Origin of the sequence: Puniceibacterium sp. IMCC21224, from assembly GCF_001038505.1 — a bacterium.
GTDB lineage: Bacteria > Pseudomonadota > Alphaproteobacteria > Rhodobacterales > Rhodobacteraceae > Puniceibacterium.
The window spans coordinates 3,488,957-3,506,645 of the sequence record NZ_LDPY01000001.1 but is presented as its reverse complement, the minus strand read 5'-3'; the positions used below and the strand labels follow the sequence as shown (position 1 = coordinate 3,506,645).

The 17,689-nt window shown below is 62.3% G+C and carries 14 protein-coding genes; 11 read left to right on the top strand and 3 right to left on the bottom strand.

Annotated elements, in window-relative coordinates:
- Positions 1–2,763 (bottom strand): S8 family serine peptidase, encoded by a 2,763-nt coding sequence (locus IMCC21224_RS26605; protein ID WP_053079007.1) that lies wholly within the window; start codon positions 2,761–2,763, stop codon positions 1–3.
- 305 nt (positions 2,764–3,068) lie between these two features.
- Between IMCC21224_RS26605 and IMCC21224_RS16320 the strand changes: the two genes are divergently transcribed.
- The 8 genes from IMCC21224_RS16320 (at position 3,069) to IMCC21224_RS16280 (ending at position 12,040) form a co-directional block, all read left to right on the top strand.
- Positions 3,069–3,986 carry an N-carbamoyl-D-amino-acid hydrolase gene (locus tag IMCC21224_RS16320; RefSeq protein WP_047997206.1) on the top strand — a complete coding sequence of 306 codons (918 nt, stop codon included), beginning with the start codon at positions 3,069–3,071 and terminating at the stop codon, positions 3,984–3,986.
- Positions 3,987–4,203: 217 nt separating this feature from the next.
- The gene (locus IMCC21224_RS16315; protein ID WP_156178309.1) at positions 4,204–5,805 is read left to right on the top strand and encodes an ABC transporter substrate-binding protein; all 1,602 of its coding nucleotides are present in this window, start codon (positions 4,204–4,206) and stop codon (positions 5,803–5,805) included.
- A gap of 66 nt (positions 5,806–5,871) precedes the next feature.
- Positions 5,872–6,825: an ABC transporter permease gene (locus tag IMCC21224_RS16310; protein ID WP_047996242.1), complete on the top strand. Its 954-nt coding sequence runs from the start codon at positions 5,872–5,874 to the stop codon at positions 6,823–6,825.
- A 3-nt stretch (positions 6,826–6,828) separates the two neighbouring features.
- The gene (locus tag IMCC21224_RS16305) at positions 6,829–7,716 is read left to right on the top strand and encodes an ABC transporter permease (RefSeq protein ID WP_047996241.1); all 888 of its coding nucleotides are present in this window, start codon (positions 6,829–6,831) and stop codon (positions 7,714–7,716) included.
- Positions 7,703–8,755, top strand: a complete 1,053-nt coding sequence (locus tag IMCC21224_RS16300; protein ID WP_047996240.1) for an ABC transporter ATP-binding protein — start codon at positions 7,703–7,705, stop codon at positions 8,753–8,755. The genes IMCC21224_RS16305 and IMCC21224_RS16300 overlap by 14 nt, the downstream gene beginning before the upstream one ends.
- Positions 8,752–10,914, top strand: coding sequence for an amidase (locus tag IMCC21224_RS28555; RefSeq protein ID WP_231582107.1), 2,163 nt, complete (start codon positions 8,752–8,754; stop codon positions 10,912–10,914). The genes IMCC21224_RS16300 and IMCC21224_RS28555 overlap by 4 nt, the downstream gene beginning before the upstream one ends.
- Positions 10,911–11,375: a RidA family protein gene (locus IMCC21224_RS16285; protein WP_047996239.1), complete on the top strand. Its 465-nt coding sequence runs from the start codon at positions 10,911–10,913 to the stop codon at positions 11,373–11,375. The genes IMCC21224_RS28555 and IMCC21224_RS16285 overlap by 4 nt, the downstream gene beginning before the upstream one ends.
- 20 nt (positions 11,376–11,395) lie before the next feature.
- Positions 11,396–12,040, top strand: coding sequence for an aspartate/glutamate racemase family protein (locus IMCC21224_RS16280; RefSeq protein ID WP_047996238.1), 645 nt, complete (start codon positions 11,396–11,398; stop codon positions 12,038–12,040).
- On the opposite strand, the gene IMCC21224_RS16275 is transcribed toward IMCC21224_RS16280, so the two are convergent.
- Positions 12,021–12,746 carry a hydratase gene (locus IMCC21224_RS16275; RefSeq protein ID WP_047996237.1) on the bottom strand — a complete coding sequence of 242 codons (726 nt, stop codon included), beginning with the start codon at positions 12,744–12,746 and terminating at the stop codon, positions 12,021–12,023. The two genes, IMCC21224_RS16280 and IMCC21224_RS16275, sit on opposite strands and share 20 nt — an antisense overlap.
- Before the next feature lie 180 nt (positions 12,747–12,926).
- On the bottom strand, positions 12,927–13,991 hold the full coding sequence (locus tag IMCC21224_RS16270) for a collagen-binding domain-containing protein (RefSeq protein WP_047996236.1): 1,065 nt from the start codon (positions 13,989–13,991) through the stop codon (positions 12,927–12,929).
- Positions 13,992–14,346: 355 nt separating this feature from the next.
- Here IMCC21224_RS16270 and IMCC21224_RS16265 point away from each other — a divergent pair, with 355 nt between their 5' ends.
- Genes IMCC21224_RS16265 through IMCC21224_RS16255 form a run of 3 tightly spaced genes read left to right on the top strand, consistent with a single transcriptional unit; the run spans position 14,347 to position 17,688 of the window.
- Positions 14,347–15,348: a Gfo/Idh/MocA family protein gene (locus tag IMCC21224_RS16265; RefSeq protein WP_047996235.1), complete on the top strand. Its 1,002-nt coding sequence runs from the start codon at positions 14,347–14,349 to the stop codon at positions 15,346–15,348.
- 1 nt (position 15,349) lies between these two features.
- Entirely contained in the window at positions 15,350–16,924 is a 1,575-nt protein-coding gene (locus tag IMCC21224_RS16260; protein WP_047996234.1) for an acyl CoA:acetate/3-ketoacid CoA transferase, read from the top strand.
- Complete coding sequence (locus IMCC21224_RS16255) at positions 16,921–17,688, top strand: enoyl-CoA hydratase/isomerase family protein (RefSeq protein ID WP_047996233.1); 768 nt, start codon at positions 16,921–16,923, stop codon at positions 17,686–17,688. The genes IMCC21224_RS16260 and IMCC21224_RS16255 overlap by 4 nt, the downstream gene beginning before the upstream one ends.
- Position 17,689: the final 1 nt, after the last annotated feature.

Sequence of the window (17,689 nt, the reverse complement as noted above, 5' to 3'; positions counted from 1 at the left end):
TCAGATCCAGGTGGCCCCGGGGATTGGCCCGGACGGCGCCGCATTCACGGCCCCCAGCGCATGGGCGTGGTTGGCATAGAGGGTCGCACCGCTGAAATGCAGTCCGGCCACGCCTGGCGACGCGGCGAACTGCACGATCATCGACCCGGAATTGCCGCCCAGCGTCGTGCAATCATGCGAAAACACCCAGTCGTTTCGATCCCCCGGCAAGGTGCCGGGTTGTTGGATCACGCGCCCCGGAGCGACGTATTTGCGGCCAAAATCGGTGCCAAAGATTGCGCGCAGGCGCTGGCCGATCTCGACATCGGGGCGTCCGGTCGCGGGATTGATGTAGGCGGCACTGCCGTGCCGTGCCGGATAGCCTATCACCGCAAGGTCGATGTCGCCGCGCAGTTCGCCGCGCAGATCCAGCGGTGGCGGCAGATCCGGGCCACCTGCGACGATGTTCAGCACGGCCATATCGAGATTGGCGAAATCCACCGAATGACTGACCGGCACTGGCCCGGTGATCGCGACCCCATTGAGGTCCGATACCGTCACCCCGTCCGCCGTATCCGAGAAATCAATTGTGACGCGACCCCTGCCGAAATCCCAGGCACTGCCATTGGGGCCAATAATCTCGTCCGCGACGGCTTCGAGTACGTGGCGGTTGGTCATCACCCGGTTGCCACCGATCAGAAAGCCGGTCCCGACATGCACGCCGTTCAGGTCGATGCGCCCGACAGACCGGGCCCAGTGCGGCAAATCAACCGACAGCGACAGGAACCCACCCCATTCACCATAAAGCGGATCGTCTTCGTCGATGGTGCCGTTCACGATGCGATAGGCCGGGCGATCGGTCAGCCGCACCAACGCCTCAAGCGTTGCGCGATGCGGGCCGTCAATCTCGGGTATGCGGTCTTCGGCGACCATGCGGATCACCTCTTGGGCTTGCTGGACGACCTCGGCCTGGGCGTTGCGGTCGCCCTCGCCACGTTTTTGCATTTTCGAGAGGATGTCACCAACCCGGCTCGACAATGCCTGACCGGGTTCAGACATCAGACGGCCGCGCGCCGCCTCGGGGGTCAAGGTCGCGCTGGATTCGGCGGTGCCCATCCGGCCGGCGGCCAGATAGCGGGCATAATCCGGCTGTGCAGGCGCGGGGGCGGCGATGGGGGGCTGCATCAGCGGACCGGACTGGTGCTGGTTCAGTGCCGCCTCGACTTGCGCGGGGAGTCGTGCCTTTGTGCCGGGGCTGGGGGCGGGGCGGGTCGCGCTTTCCAGTGGCAATGCGTCGACACGGTGGGTGCGGACCCAGGCATCGTTCAAAAGATAGATGGTTTCGGCTCCGATCCGGGGCCAGTCGTCATCGCCTGCCTCGATCCCATCAAAGCTGTCGTCCAGCGCCGCGACCAATGGTCCCGCTGTTTCCAGAGAGGACGGCCCACTGCCGCCGGGACGCTGGATATGTGCGGGATCAAGGCCAACCAAGGCCGCGGCATCGACGATGCCTGCCCCCATGCCACGCGGCCAGTTGGCAGGAGTCCGCGCTGTCAGCCGGAGCGCGATACGAAACAGGCCGGTCACGGACAGCGACAGGCGTGCAGCTTCGGACCGCAGTTTCGCACGGCCCCATTTCTGCACCCAAAGCGCCGCAACCCCCGCCGTCAGCGCCGTGGCAAATGACGTGCCCTGACTGGGTTTGACCCGGTGCGCGCCGCCGTCGCCGGGCGTGCGGCGGGCAACCGGCACGTTTTCCGCCGGGGCGGCCATGTCGACCTTGCGTCCGCGGCTGGTGCCTTTCCACGGTTTGTCGTGAACGTTGGTGCCGGCCATGGCGATCACGTTGGGGTCGCGTGCTGGATAGACGACAATCGGTTGCACGCAATTTCCCGCTGCGGACACGACAATGATCCCGGCTTTTGCCGCACGTTTCAGGGCCGCAGCCATCACCGGCGAATGCAACCCGCCGCCCAGAGACATGGAAATCACATCAGCGTCGATCCGCACTGCATGCAGGATCGCCTGCGCTACCGGCGTCGGATCAAGCCCAAGGACGACACTGTTCAGGCACCGGATCGGCACCACCTTTGCGCCGGGGGCCGTGCCAAATACCTTGCCCGCGCCGCGGCTCGCCACATTGCTTGCGGTTGCGGTGCCGTGGCCGGGATTGGTCATGCCTGACGACAACGGATCGGTGGGGTCGGTGCTGCCGTTCAATGTGTTGAAGGCGCGGCTCAGATCCAGAGCGCCTGCCAATTCGGCGTGATCGGCGACGCCGCTGTCCGGTTGCGCGACGGTGACTCCCTTGCCGGTGATCCCTTGCGCCCAGACTTGCGGGGCGTTGACGATTGCGACCGCCCAATCCGGCGCTAGCGACGTGTCCTCGGCCACCCAGCATGTGGTGTTGAGAATGGCATCGCCAACACCTTCGGCGCGCGAGGGATCATCCGGCGCCACCACAAACGTCGCCGCGATATCCGGCACAGCCGATACCAGATCCAGCGCCACAACCAGTGCATCTGCCGCAGCAAACAGTGTCTGGGGCGCCATACGCCGTTCGACCCCGGGAAACTGGAGCACCAGAAATTCCGGCAATTGATCGTCCAGCGGCTTGAGGTCAAAGTTCGGTCCGCCCAGCAGCTCTTCGATCCGGGCGCGTTGCGCCAGCAGGTCAGGTGGGGTGGCGTATTCCAGTGTGATCCGCAGGCGGTTGTTCGGCAGGCCCGGTTCCGGCTCTGACGCGGCAAAGGATTCGGCAGTTCTGAGAATTTCCAGCGACATGGCAGCGATCCAAAATGGTTTGTGCAAAAATCTGTGTGTTGCAGACAAATACGTGCAACTGGCGATATGATTCCCGCAAAGCGGGTATAAATCAAGCCTCTCCTACGCCGCGCTGCCGCAAGAAACAGCCGTTCGGGCTGCGGCGGTGACGAAAGCGCCAGTGTTGTGCGCGCGCTGCTTGGCCGCTTTGCGCAAACAGGTTTATGTCATTGCAGCGAATGCATCCCCGTCAAAACCAGTCAAAAGAGGTTTCATGCCTGCACGTTTCAGCACTTCCACCAGCCGCAGACAGCGGGAGGATGGACATGACACGTAGCATCCGCACCGCCGCCGCGCAGATGGGTCCCATCGCACGGGACGAGCCGCGCGCGTCGGCGGTGGCACGTATGGTTGCACTGCTCGAACAGGCGGCTGAGCAGGGCGCAAATTTGGTGGTGTTCCCTGAATTGGCACTCACCAGCTTTTTCCCGCGCTGGTATATAGACGATCCCGCGCAGGTTGATACCTGGTTCGAGCGCGCGATGCCGAACGCCGCAACGCAACCGCTGTTCGAGCGCGCCCGCGCGATGGGAATCGCCTTTTCGTTCGGCTATGCCGAGCTGGTCGAGCAGGACGGCATCCTGCGGCATTACAATACGGCCATTCTGGTCGATGCCACAGGGCAGATTGTCGATCGCTATCACAAGGTGCATCTGCCGGGTCACGCCGAACACGAAGCCTGGCGACCGTTTCAGCATCTGGAAAAGCGGTATTTTGACCCCAGCCCGCATGGCTTTGCCGCAGTGGATGCGCTGGGCGGTCGACTGGGGCAGGCGATCTGCAATGATCGCCGCTGGCCGGAAACGTATCGCGAACTGGCGCTGGACGGGGCGGAAATGGCGTTGATCGGTTACAATACGCCCCGGCATTACCCGCCCGCGCCGGAACATGACCACCTACAGGATTTTCACAACCATCTGAGCCTTCAGGCCGGCGCGTATGCCAACGGCATGTGGGTGGTCGGCGTCGCCAAGGCCGGAGTCGAGGAAGGCTGTGAGCTGATCGGTGGATCGGCCATCGTCGCCCCGACCGGCGAAATAGTCGTTCAGGCCAAGACGCTGGAGGATGAGGTCATCATTGCTGATTGCGACCTCGACCGCTGTGCTGAGATCAGGGCCAATATTTTTGATTTCGCCAAACATCGCCGCCCCGAGGTTTACACACGACTGACAGCGCAAAAGTGATTGAGGTCGCGCGGTAATTACGCGCGACACTCTTGGGAAGGTGATTGCGATTTAATCACACGCGTTAAGTGTGCACATAAATTAAACATCCGTCCGGAGCGAGCCGCGCAATTTGGCTGGATCGAACTCATTGGTAGAGGAATGAATTTCCGTGTCGCGCAGGGTTTTGGCGCAAGGGGCGACTCAGAACTGCCCTGCAACAACACGGAGCGAGATGATGAGACACTTTAAAGGGAGGTTCGCCGCGATTGTTCTGGCAGCGGGCTTGGTCTGCGCACAGACTGCGGCGGCACAAGGCACGTTGCGCGTGGGCATGACCGCCGCCGACATTCCACTGACCACGGGTCAGACGGATCAGGGCGGCGAAGGCATGCGGTTCATGGGCTACACGGTCTACGATTCGCTGATCGAATGGGACCTGACCAGCGCGGATAAACCGTCGGTCCTGATCCCCGGTCTGGCGACCGAATGGGCCGTGGATGCCGATGATAAAACCAAATGGACCTTTAAACTGCGCGAGGGCGTGACCTTTCACGATGGCAGCCCGTTCACCGCCGAAGTTGTGGTCTGGAACCTTGATAAACTTCTGGTCGATTCTTCGGAACAGTATGATTCCCGGCAGTCTGCCCAGGGCAAATCGCGTATCCCGGCCGTGGCGAGCTATAGCGTCATCGACGATTACACGCTGGAAATTGTGACCAAGACGCCGGACGCGACGCTGCCCTATCAGCTGGCCTGGATCCTGATGTCGTCCAAGGCGAACTGGGAAGCGATGGACAAGGATTGGGAAAAGGTCGCGGCCAGCCCATCGGGCACCGGCCCCTGGAAGCTTGAGGCTTTTGTGCCGCGCGAACGGGCCGAAATGGTACCAAACCCCGACTACTGGGATGACACGCGTATCCCCAAACTTGACAAGATGGTGCTGATCCCGCTGCCCGAACCGAACGCCCGCGCTGCTGCCCTTATGTCCGGTCAGGTCGACTGGATCGAGGCACCTGCGCCCGACACCATTCCGGCGATGACCGGCAACGGTTTTGTCATCTCGTCCAACGCCTATCCGCACAACTGGACCTGGCACCTGTCGCGTCTTGAGGGTTCGCCCTGGAACGATATCCGGGTGCGCAAAGCGGCCAACCTCGCAATCGATCGCGAGGGCATGAGCGCCCTGCTGGGTGGCCTGATGGTGCCTGCCAAAGGTTTCCTGCCGCCGTCGTCGCAGTGGTTCGGTGAGCCAACTTTCGAGGTCAAGTACGACCCCGAGGCCGCCCAGGCGCTGCTGGCCGAAGCCGGTTACAGCACTGAGAACCCGCTGAAGGTCAAAGCGCTCATCTCGCCGTCGGGATCAGGTCAGATGCTGCCACTGCCGATGAACGAATACCTCCAGCAGAGCCTTGCCGAAGTCGGCATCGAGGTCGAGTTCATGGTTGTTGAGTGGAACCAGATGATCAACCTGTGGCGTGCCGGTGCCGAGGATACGGCCGTCGAGGGTAGCCAGTCGATCAACTTCACCTACTTCATCCAGGATCCGTTCACTGGTCTGATCCGCCACTTGTCGTGTGATTTGATTGCGCCGAACGGCACCAACTGGGGCCACTATTGCGATCCCGAGATGCAGGCGCTGTTCGATGAAATCAAGACCACCTTTGATGCCGAAGAACAGGACGCGGTGCTGCGCAAGACCCACGAAAAATTCGTGAACGAAGCGCTGTTCCTGATGGTGACGCATGATGTGGCACCCCGCGCAATGAGCCCAAAGGTCAAAGGCTTTGTCCAGGCGCAGAACTGGTATCAGAACTTCTCGTCGATCACGATGGAATGATCTGACCCTGTCCCCCGCCGCGCATAATCCTGCGGCGGGGGACAATTTTTCCAAGGAGTCCCCCAGGTGTTCATCTATTTCTTGCGGCGTCTGATACTGGTGCTGCCCGTCGCCTTTGGCGTGTCGGTGATCTGTTTCATGCTGGTCCAGATTGCGCCCGGCGACCCGCTGACCGCGATCATGCCGGTCGATGCGACGGCGGATGAGCAGGCCGCCATGCGCGCGGTCTATGGCCTGGATAAGCCGCTACCGGTGCAATACGCGATCTGGATTTCCAACCTTGTGCAAGGGGATATGGGCAAATCCATCGCGACCGGTCGCCCCGTCGCAGGCGAGGTGTTCGGCGCGGTGCAGAATTCGCTGCTGCTGGCGGTAAGCGCTGCGGTCATCGCCTTTCCCATCGGCATCTTTCTGGGGTTTCTGGCGGGATATTTCCGCGACACGCTGATTGACCGTGCGGTAACGGCGCTGTCCATCGCGGGGGTGTCGGTGCCGAACTACTGGCTGGGCATCGTTCTGGTCATCATCTTTTCCGTCAATCTGGGCTGGCTGCCGTCGATGGGTGCAGGTCCTGGTGGGTCGCAGGACTGGTCCTGGGACTGGCTGCACATGCGCCATCTGGTGCTGCCAGCCGTGACGTTGGCCGTGGTGCCCATCGGCATTGTCGCGCGCACTGTGCGGGCACTGGCGGGCGACCTGCTGACGATGGATTTTGTCCTCGCGCTTTATGCCAAGGGCATGAGCCGGGGTGATGTGCTGCGCCATGTGGCGCGCAATGCCGCCGCAACAGCACTGTCGGTCATGGGGCTGCAACTGGGCTATCTTCTGGGCGGGTCGATCCTGATCGAGACGGTGTTCAACTGGCCCGGTTCCGGGTTCCTGCTGTCCAACGCAATCTTTCAGCGCGATCTGCCGCTGTTGCAGGGCACCATCCTGGTGCTGGCACTGTTCTTTGTGGCGATGAACCTGATTGTCGATGTGGCGCAGGCCGCAATCGACCCACGAATCAAGAGGAGCTGAGCCATGGCGGTTCTGGATACCGACATCGCCGCGGGCCCTGCCACGGGCGCAGGCCAAGGTTACTGGTCCGGCGTCGGCGCGCGACTGCTGCGCGACCCGGTCACGCTGATTTGCCTGAGCGTCATCCTGCTGCTGATCCTGTCGGCGGTGTTTGCGCCCTGGCTGGGCTTATCGGACCCCTACAAGGGTTCGATGATCGCGCGGCTGAAACCTATCGGAACGCCGGGGCACATTCTGGGCACGGACGAGCAGGGCCGCGACATGTTCACCCGTCTGATCTATGGCGGGCGGCTGACGCTGTTCATCGGCCTGACACCGGTGGTGCTGGCGTTCTTTATCGGTGGTACGCTGGGGATCGTCGCGGGCTACGCCGGCGGGTTGCTTAACACAATCATCATGCGCACGGTCGATGTGTTCTTTGCCTTTCCGTCGGTTCTGCTGGCCATCGCGATATCGGGCGCGCTGGGGGCGGGGATCGTCAACTCCCTCGTGTCGCTGACCATCGTGTTTATCCCGCCGATCACCCGTGTGTCCGAGGCGGTGACCTCGGGCGTGCGCGGGCTGGATTACATCGACGCGGCGCGGGCGTCCGGCGCCAATGCGCTGACGGTGATCCGCGTGCATGTGATCGGCAACGTGCTGTCGCCGATCTTTGTCTATGCCACCTCGCTGACCTCAGTCTGCATGATCCTGGCCGCAGGTCTTTCGTTCCTTGGAATCGGTGTGCGCCCGCCGGAACCGGAATGGGGCCTGATGCTGAACACCCTGCGGTCGGCGATCTATGTGAACCCATGGCTCTCGGCGCTGCCGGGGCTGATGATCTTTGTCACCTCGCTTTGCCTCAATCTGCTGAGCGATGGCGTGAGGAGTGCGATGAATGTCCGCGACTAATACTCTGCCCGATACCCCTGCTGACAAGGGTGGCCCGGCCCAGCCGCTGCTGATCGTGCGCAACCTGCAAAAATATTTCCCGGTGCGCGGCGGCATTCTGGGCGGCACGCGCGCCATGGTGCAGGCCGTCGACGGTGTGTCGTTCGAGGTCAAGAAGGGCGAAACACTGGGCATCGTCGGTGAATCCGGCTGTGGCAAGTCGACGACGGCGCGGCTGATGATCGGTCTGATCGATAAGGACAAGGGCGAGATCATCTATGATGGTCAGGATCTGGGCGGCACGCTTAGTCTGCGCGATTTGCGCCGCGGTGTGCAGATGGTGTTTCAGGACAGCTATGCCTCGCTCAATCCGCGTCTGACGATTGAGGAATCCATTGCCTTTGGCGCCCGCATTCAGGGGCTGTCCGATCCCGTCGGCCGTGCCCGCAGCCTGATGGAGCGGGTGGGTCTTGCCCCCGACCGCTTTGCGCAACGATACCCGCACGAGGTGTCGGGCGGTCAGCGCCAGCGCATCAACATTGCCCGCGCGCTGGCGATGTCGCCGCGCCTTGTGGTGCTGGACGAAGCTGTCTCGGCACTCGACAAATCGGTCGAAGCGCAAGTGCTGAACCTGCTGGACGATTTGCGGCAGGAATTCGGACTGACCTACATCTTTATCAGTCACGATCTGAACGTGGTGCGCTATATCTCGGACCGGATTCTGGTGATGTATCTGGGCGAAGTGGTCGAAGTCGCGCCGGTTGATGCGATCTGGGCCCGCCAGGCGCATCCCTACACGCGGTCGCTGTTTTCGGCCATGCCGTCGATGGACCCCGACAACCGTACCAAGGAACCGCCGCTGGCCGGCGATCCGCCCAACCCGATCAACCCGCCCAAGGGGTGCCGGTTTCACACGCGCTGCCGTTTTGCCCATCCGGTGTGCAAGGTCAAGGTGCCGACGCTTGGGCCGGTTTTGAACAGCCCGGGGCACCTCGCGGCGTGCCATTTGCACGATACATCCTCGGGTCATCCCAAGGCGGGTTTGGGGGCACAGGCATGAGCGAAAATCTGGTGGATATCCGCAACCTGAATGTGCGATTTTCCGGCGCGCGAACCATCCATGCAATCAACGACCTGACGCTGACCCTGAAGCAGGGCGAGACGCTGGCACTGCTGGGCGAAAGCGGATCGGGCAAGTCGGTGACTTTAAAGACCTTGCTACGCCTGCTGCCGCCCAAGCGGACGCAGATTGAGGGCGAGATCGAAGTGAATGGCGTTGATGTCCTGACCCTGTCGGGCAAGGCGCTGCAATCCTATCGCGGCGAAGAAGTGTCAATGGTGTTCCAGGAACCCGGTCTGGCGCTGGATCCGGTCTATACCGTTGGCGCACAAATCGCCGAGGCGGTGATGCGCCACAAGGGTGTGCGCCGCGAAGAGGCGATGTCGACCGCGCTCGATATGCTGCGTCGGGTGCGTATTCCGTCGCCCGAACGACGGCTGCGCAATTACCCGCACGAGCTGTCGGGCGGGATGCTGCAACGGGTGATGATCGCGCTGGCGCTGGCCTGTCGCCCGCGCCTGTTGCTGGCGGACGAGCCGACAACGGCACTGGATGCCACCGTGCAAATTCAGATCCTGCTGCTGCTGCGTGACTTGCAGCGGGAATTCGGCATGGGCGTGATCTTTGTCACCCATGACATCGGCGTGGCGGTCGAAGTGTCCGAACGCATCGCGGTGATGTACGCAGGCCAGATCGTTGAAGAGGGCACAACGCGCGAGATCATCAAAGATCCCCGCCATCCCTACACACGTGGCTTGCTGGCGGCGAACCTGCATGACGCGGCGCGCGGATCGCGGCTGAACGCGATTCCGGGTGCCCCGCCTGCGCTGGATACCCGGCCTGATGCCTGTTCCTTTGCGCCGCGCTGTCCGCTGGCGGAACTGGCGTGTCGTGCCGCGCTGCCCCCCGTCCATATCCCCAACGACCGCCGTCGTGTCGCCTGCATCCATGCGAATGCACCGATGGTGGTGGAGTACGCCATGCTGATCGACAAAGACCCTTATCACTGCTTCATGCCGTATGAACCCGTCCCGGTGGCCGCCGCCCCAAATGGCCCGCTGGCCGGGCTGACGCTGGCGGTCAAGGATATCTATGACGTTGCGGGTTACCGGACCGGATCGGGGTGCCCCACGCGCCTTGCGGCCAGCCCGGTGGCGACGGTCACGGCCCCTGCGGTGCAGCGCCTGTTGGATGCGGGGGCGCGCTTTGTCGGCAAGACACACACAGACGAGCTCGCCTGGTCAATGTACGGCATGAACGCGCATTTCGGCACGCCAGTGAATCCTGCCGCCCCGGACCGTATTCCCGGCGGATCATCTTCGGGATCTGCGGTGGCGGTGGCGGGTGGGCTGGCCGATATCGCCATCGGATCGGACACCGGTGGATCAGTGCGCGCCCCGGCCAGTTTCTGTGGTACCTGGGGCTTGCGTCCGACGCATGGTCGCGTGTCACTGGACCGGGTGCAACCGTTGGCCCCCAGCTATGACACTTGCGGGGTCTTTGCCCGCGATGGCGACACCCTGCTGCGCACAGCGCAGGTGTTGCTGGAGGCGGATACCGCCCCACTGCCTGCGGCGCCGCAGATGCTGCGACCCGGCGACATGTTGGCACAGCTGCCGCCCGAGGCATTGGCCATCTGGGACGCCGTGTTCGGCGATATCGACGCGTGTGACGTTGCCGTTTATCCAGACGGGGTTGAGGCGGCGTATACGGCATTCCTGACGTCGATGGGTGGGGATGCAAAATCGGCTATCGTGCCGTGGATTCGCGCCTCGGGTATGCCGCTGGTGCGCGGGATCGACCAGCGCGCCGCCGCTGCCGAGGCGTTGAGCGATGAGCAAATCGCGCAGGCGGAAACCGCGAGGCTCGGCTTTGTTGCCCATATGGAGGGGCTGCTGGGGCAGGGTGGTGTGTTGCTGGCCCCTATCGTGCCGGGTGCCCCATTTCGCCTGGACGCCCCGACCGAGGTGTTCGACGCCTATCGTCATGACGCGATGCGGCTGCTCTGCGTTGCGGGCCTTGCAAAACTGCCGCAGGTGGCGTTTCCGGCAGGAACGGTGGACGGCGCACCTTATGGGCTGTCGCTGATCGGGCCGCGCGGTTCGGATTTGTCGCTGATTTCGCTTGCTATCACTCTGGGACTGGGGACACCTGAATGAGCTGTCTGATTGAAGCGCGCCTTGCTGAATTGGGTCTGGAACTGCCGCCATCGGCGCCGTCTCGGGCACTGTTTTTGCCGGGAAAGATCACCGGTAACCTGTTGTTCCTGTCCGGGCAGATCTGCGAATGGGAGGGGGTGCCAAAATACTTTGGCCCCGTCGGCGCGGGCTTTGACATAACCACCGGGCAGGCGGCGGCGCAGATGTGTGCGTTAAATCTGCTCTATTCGATCAAGGCGGTGGCCGGATCGCTATCAGCGGTGTCGCAGATTGTGCGGCTGGGCGGGTTTGTGGCCAGTGACCCCGGCTATCCGGACGGTCCGATGATCGTCAATGGGGCCTCTCGGTTGTTTATCGACCTTTGGGGGGATGCGGGTCGGCACGTGCGCACGGCGGTCAATGTCGCCGCGCTGCCAGCCAATGCATTGGTCGAGGTCGAGGCGACGGTCGAGCTGCGCTGACCGAATTTGTGAGCCAAGACATGGCGAATATCCTGTTGATGAATCCCAATAGTTCGACCGCTACCACCAATGCGATGGTGGCCATTGCCCGGCAGGTGCTGCCGGGGGTGACTGGATGGACGGCGCCGTCGGGATCCGCGTTACTGACGTCTATCGCCGCGCTCGATGCTTCGGCTACGCTGGTGGCTGCGGCAGAAATACCGGCGGACACTGATGGCGTGATCGTTTCGGCCTTTGGCGATCCGGGCCGCGCGGCACTGGCGGCGCGGCTGGGGGTGCCGGTTGTTGGAATCGGTCAGTCTGCAGCCTTGGCGGCGTCGCGTGGCGGGCGACGCTATGCGGTGGCGACACATACGCCGACGCTTGTCGCCAGCATCGATGCGCTGATGCGCGACTCGGCGCCCGGCGGTGATTACTTGGGCACGTTCCTCACATCGGGCGATCCGCATGAACTGGGTGCGGACCCCGAGGCGCTGGATGCCGCGCTGCTGGTCGCGATAACGCGGGCCCACGCGGCGGGGGCCGAGGCGGTGATCATCGGAGGCGGGCCGCTGGGACAAGCCGCCGAACGATTGCGCGACGTGGCACCCCCCTGCGAGATCATCGCGCCGATCCCCGAAGCGGCGCGTCTGCTTGCGCGACGTCTCAGACCAAATCGCAGCTGATGTCGCCAAAGCCTGCGATCTGGCCCCGCACACCCTGACCGGCAGCAAAGTAGTGTAACCCCGTCAAGGACCCGGTGATGACCGTCTGCCCTTGCGCCAGACCGCCGCAATGATCGCCGATGTTGTCGCACAACAGCCAAAGATTGCTGAGCGCGGTTCCCCCCGGCACGTGGGTCGAGCCATCCTGCACCAGGGTATCACCGACCTGAAGTCGGGCGTCGACCGGGCCGATATCCCGCCCGTCCCAGTCCATCAGCGCAGGGCCAAGGATCAGCCCGGCGTTGATCTGCATATCCGCGAGCTTCATGAACGGGTCCTGCGCCGACGCAACGTCCAGCCGGGTGTCCACCAGTTCGATGACGATGCGGGGGCGGAAATGGGTCTGTGGGTGCTTGGCCATGCCGGAAACCGGCGGCGTCAGCAATTCGAACCCGATTTCAAGCTCGATACCCAGCCGGTCGCGTACCGGAACGGCTGCCCCGGATGCCCGCACTTGATCGGCGCGGATCGGCGCCATGGCGGGGGGGCCTTCGGGACGCGGCCCCACTTTGAAGCCGCCTACCGGGCCAAGCGCCCGCTGTACCTGCGCTTGCACTGTCAGTGCATCGGCCAGCGTTCCGACGCAGGGCGGTGATTGCACACGTGTTCCGCTCTGATGTGCCTGGATCAACGCGCGTGCGAGACCATCAAGAAGATCCGTTGTCATGGGCGCCCTTTCTGGAAAATGTTGCGACTGTTTGGCCCCGTTTACTGCGCTCTTGTGATTGATGCCACAACGAAAGCCTGCGGGATCCGGGCGGCGGTTGTTGGGGATCGAATGCAAAAAAGGCCGGGATCATATCCCGGCCTCGTCGATCACATTGTCACAGGACGGGCGTGCGTCGGTTCAGGCGGCCTTGCGGCGCTGCCGACGGGCAAAGAACAGCGCAAACAGGCCGGACAGGACTAGCGGCAGACCCGCCGGTACCGGCACCGCCGAGATCGTCTCTGAGGATGCAGGCAGCGTACCGCTAAACAGGTAGCTGTCGTTGTAAGGCCGAATCTCGCCCCCGAGGATCAGATCGCCCGCGACAACTGTCCCGTTGGTGCCGCCCCCCGAGGAGGTCAGCAGCGCGCTTGGTGCCAGCAAGGATGCGTTCCAGTTAGACCCCAGAACAAGCTCGGTCGCCTGGAAAAAATTGAACAGGACTTTGGGCTGGTTGTCATTGACCTGGGCGCCCACGATGGTCCCCGGGTTCCAGACGTTGTTCACGCCGTCCCAGTAGCCAGCCGACGCAAAATCATCACCGGCAACGTTGATGATCAGCGACGAGATGCTGCTGCTGAGATCGAAGCGCAGCTGTTCCGACGCCGAAAACATCGAGATCGCGTCGGAATAGCTTAGGTTGATTGCGGCGATGCCGTCATCGCCGCCGGTGCCGCTGGTGAACGTCTTGAAGTTCTGCGTGGTGTCAAACGACGCGCCGACTGTGGTGGTTAACCCGGCCAGAGAGCTGGACAGATTTTCGAATGTTTGCGTCATGTCGGAAACCGCGACACCACCGGCGACATCCGTGCCGACATTCTGTGTCAGCGAACCGCTGCCACCCTGCGTGCCGGAAAAGCTGGAGCCAACGACCACGTCACCCTTGGTGGCGCTTTGGAAGTTGCCGGACACGGCGCCACCGACAATCACGGCACCTTCGACATCACCCACAACAGCATTGGCCATGCCATCTGTGTTGATCGAAATATTTGTGTAGGTTGGCGATCCAGTGGTGAGCGCGCCCGAGTTCAGGTTGCCGCCGACATAGACAGTCCCCTCGACGTGGTCAGTGTTTCTGAGATCCATATCACCCAGAACGATGACATTGAGGCTCTGCATCAGCGACTGGGCGTCAAGCGTCGCGGCAGAGGCGGAAGAGCCGAGCATGAGGACTGCGACACTGGAATAAAGGCAACGGGTAAACATTAGGGCAAGTTCCTTTGGGCACGGGCATATATGACCACTTGATGGCCGCATGTGGCGTGAAATTGCGTTATTTTCAAGGCGTCTTCCAGATTCGTGACGTGGCGTAAATCGCGGATCACGCAGAACGGCCCGGGTGTTCGTGGCTCAACCTTGGTGTTTAACGTCGCTTGCGGCGTGGATGTGCCAGACCCGGGCGGTGGCAGAACAAAGGCAAATGCGCGCCAGCCAGATAGGGGTTGGCGGTCTAGGGGGGGGGCGACTTTGCGGGAAGACAATTTAGTGATCTATTTTGTTGACCTTTTTTGGATCGTTCCATAAATGAATAGGAACGATCCAAATTGGCAGGGGGGATTCGATGCATTGGGGGTTAATCGGGGCGAGCAGGATAGCTGCGGGGCATATGATTGCTGCTTTGCGGGCGCAAAGCGGCTGGAAGGTCACGTCGGTGCTCAGCTCTGACAGCGCGCGTGGCGCGGTTTTTGCGCAAGACAACGACATTGCCAGCAGCTTTACCGATCTGGATGCCCTTCTGGCGCAATCTGACGTTGATGCTGTCTACATCTCGACCACCAATGAAAAACACCACGCTCAGGCATTGGCGGCCATCGCGGCGGGCAAACATGTGCTGTGCGAAAAGCCACTGGCCATGACCCTAGAGGAAGCTGTCGAAATGGTGCAGGCCGCGCGGGACAAGAGGGTGATCTTTGCCACCAACCACCATCTGCGCAATGCCGGCTCGCATCTTGCGATCCGCGATCTGATCCGTTCGGGGCGAATTGGTACGGTTCTGAGTGCGCGCGTCTTTCACGCCGTCAGCCTGCCCGAACAGCTGCGCGGCTGGCGGATCGACAACCCGGCGGCGGGTGGCGGCGTCATTCCTGACATCGCCGTGCATGATGCCGACACCGTCCGATTTCATCTGGGCGAAGACCCGGTCGAGGTTGTAGCGCAATCTGCCGCCTCGGGTTTGGGGCGGGGGGTCGAAGACAGCGTGATGTCAGTCTGGAAAATGCCGTCAGGTGTTATGGTGCAGGCCCACGAAAGCTTTACCCATCGCTTTGCCGCCACCGGGATCGAATTTCATGGCACTGACGGGTCGATTTATGCCCGCAACGTGATGACCCAGCAGCCAGTGGGCGAGGTCTGGGTTGAGGACGCACAGGGTCGTCATGAGGTGACGTTCGACACGCATGATCTGTACGTTCGCTCGATGTCACTGATGGATGACGCGATCCGGGGCGAGGGGCGCCCGTCGGCGGATGGCATGGACGGGGTGAAATCGCTGGCCGTCGCGCTGGCGATCAAGGCCGCCGCCGATAGCGGTGCCGCGGTCCGCGTCGACTACGGCGGGGTCTGAGATGACGTCCAAGGTCACAACTGCCAGCGACGCCGCGCGTCGGATTTCAGACAATGCGGTTGTCACGGTGTCGTCCTCCTCGGGGCTTGGGTGTCCCGACATGATGCTTGCTGCCATCGGTGCGCGGTTCGATGCCGAGGGGCATCCGCGCAATCTGACAACGCTACATCCGATTGCGGCGGGCGATATGTACGGGATCAAGGGTATCGACCACATCGCCAAGGACGGCCTGCTGTCGACCATCCTCGCGGGGTCTTACCCGTCAGGCCCGTCGTCGCTGCCCATGCCGGCAATCTGGCAGATGCTGGTCGAAAACCGGGTTGCGGCCTACAACGTGCCGTCGGGCATCATGTTTGATATGCACAGCGATGTGGCCGCGCGCCGTCCAGGTGTGATGACCAAGGTCGGCCTTGATACCTTTGTCGACCCGAAACGGCAGGGCTGTGCGATGAACGACGCCGCAGCGTCCCGCCCGATAGTGAGTCGGATCGAATTCGGCGGCGAGACTTGGCTGCATTTCCCAAACATCGTGCCGAATGTGGCGATCATTCGCGCGACCACGGCGGACGAGCGCGGTAACCTGACCTACGAACACGAAGGCGCTTATCTGGGCGGTTTGGAGCAGGCCATTGCTGTGCGAAACCATGGCGGTCTGGTGATCGCACAGGTCAAACGTGTCACGGCCGCTGGGTCGCTGCGGCCGCATGACGTGCGGGTGCCGGGGCATCTGGTGGATCTGATCGTGGTCGACTCCGAACAGCGCCAAACCACCGAAACCGACTATGATCCTGCCATCTCGGGCGAAATCATGCGCCCATGGTCAAGCTTTAACACTGCCCCGCACAACATCGAGAAAGTGGTGGCGCGCCGTGCTGCGATGGAATTGTGCCGTGGTCAGACTGCGAACCTGGGTTTTGGCGTCTCGGCGCTTGTGCCACGTATCTTGCTTGAGGCCGGGCATCCGCAGGCGGTGACCTGGGCGATCGAACAGGGTGCTACCGGCGGCATGCCGCTGCTGGACTTTGCCTTTGGCTGCGCCTCAAACGCTGACGCCTACATGCCGTCGCCGCAGCAGTTCATGTATTTTCAGGGCGGCGGCTTTGACGTGTCGTTCCTGTCGTTCCTTGAGGTCGACCTTGCGGGCAACGTCAACGTCTCAAAATTGGGCAAGAAGCCCTATCTGACAGCCGGTTGCGGCGGGTTTGTGGACATCACCGCCCATGCCAAAAAGATCGTGTTTTCAGGTCTATTCGAGGCCGGGGCCGAGCTGGAGCTGACTGACGACGCGTTGATCGTCACCAAACCGGGCAAATTCACCAAGATGGTGGAAGCGGTCGAACATGTGACCTTTTCCGGACGGCGTGCGCGGGAAACCGGGCAAGACATCCTTTATGTCACCGAACGTTGTGTGATCCGGCTGACAGACAGCGGCCTTGTCGCGACTGAAATCATGCCGGGCATTGACGCTCAGCGCGACATCGTCGGATCGTCGCAGGGGCGGGTGCAGATCGCCGATGATGCGGTAATGATGTCCAAGTCACTGTTGCGCATGTCCCCGATGGAGATGGCGCTATGAGCGACGTACAACTGATCCTGAGTGGTCCAATTGCCGAAGTGCGACTGGATAACCCGGCCAAGCTTAATGCCTTCACTGTCAAGATGTTGCTCTCTCTTGAAGATTGCTGCGCGGATCTGGAGCGCGATTCGGACATTCGCGCTGTTGTCGTGACAGCCGCGCCGTCGCGCGCCTTTTGTTCAGGGGCGGACATTAGCGAATGGGGTGAGCTGTCGCCCGGCGAATTTGCCCGCCATTGGGTGCGTGACGGGCACCGTATCTTTGACCGGCTGGCGCGGCTGTCCAAACCGACCATTGCCGCCATCGAAGCGCATGCCTTTGGCGGTGGTCTGGAATTTGCCGCAACCTGTGACATCCGCGTGATGGCGCCCAAGGCAACGCTGGCCCTGCCCGAGGCGGGTGTCGGCATCGTCCCCGGCTGGTCCGGCACGCAGCGGCTGTTGCGCCTTCTGGGCGAACCCGTGGTCAAGGAAATGGCGCTGTTTGGCCGCCGGATCACAGCCGAGCGGGCACATGCGCTGGGCTTTGCCGCCGAGGTGTCACAGGACGCCCGCACAACCGCGTTCGAGATCGCTGAGAAGCTAACAACCACGTCACCGCGTGCGGTTGAAGTGGCGAAATACATGATCCACGCCGCAGTCGACGAGGATCGCGGCGCAATGATCGAGGCGCTGGGCGCCGGCATGGCGGGGGCCACTGCCGACCGTGACGAAGGCGTGACCGCCTTTCGCGAAAAACGCAAACCGAACTTTACAGGGGCCTGAG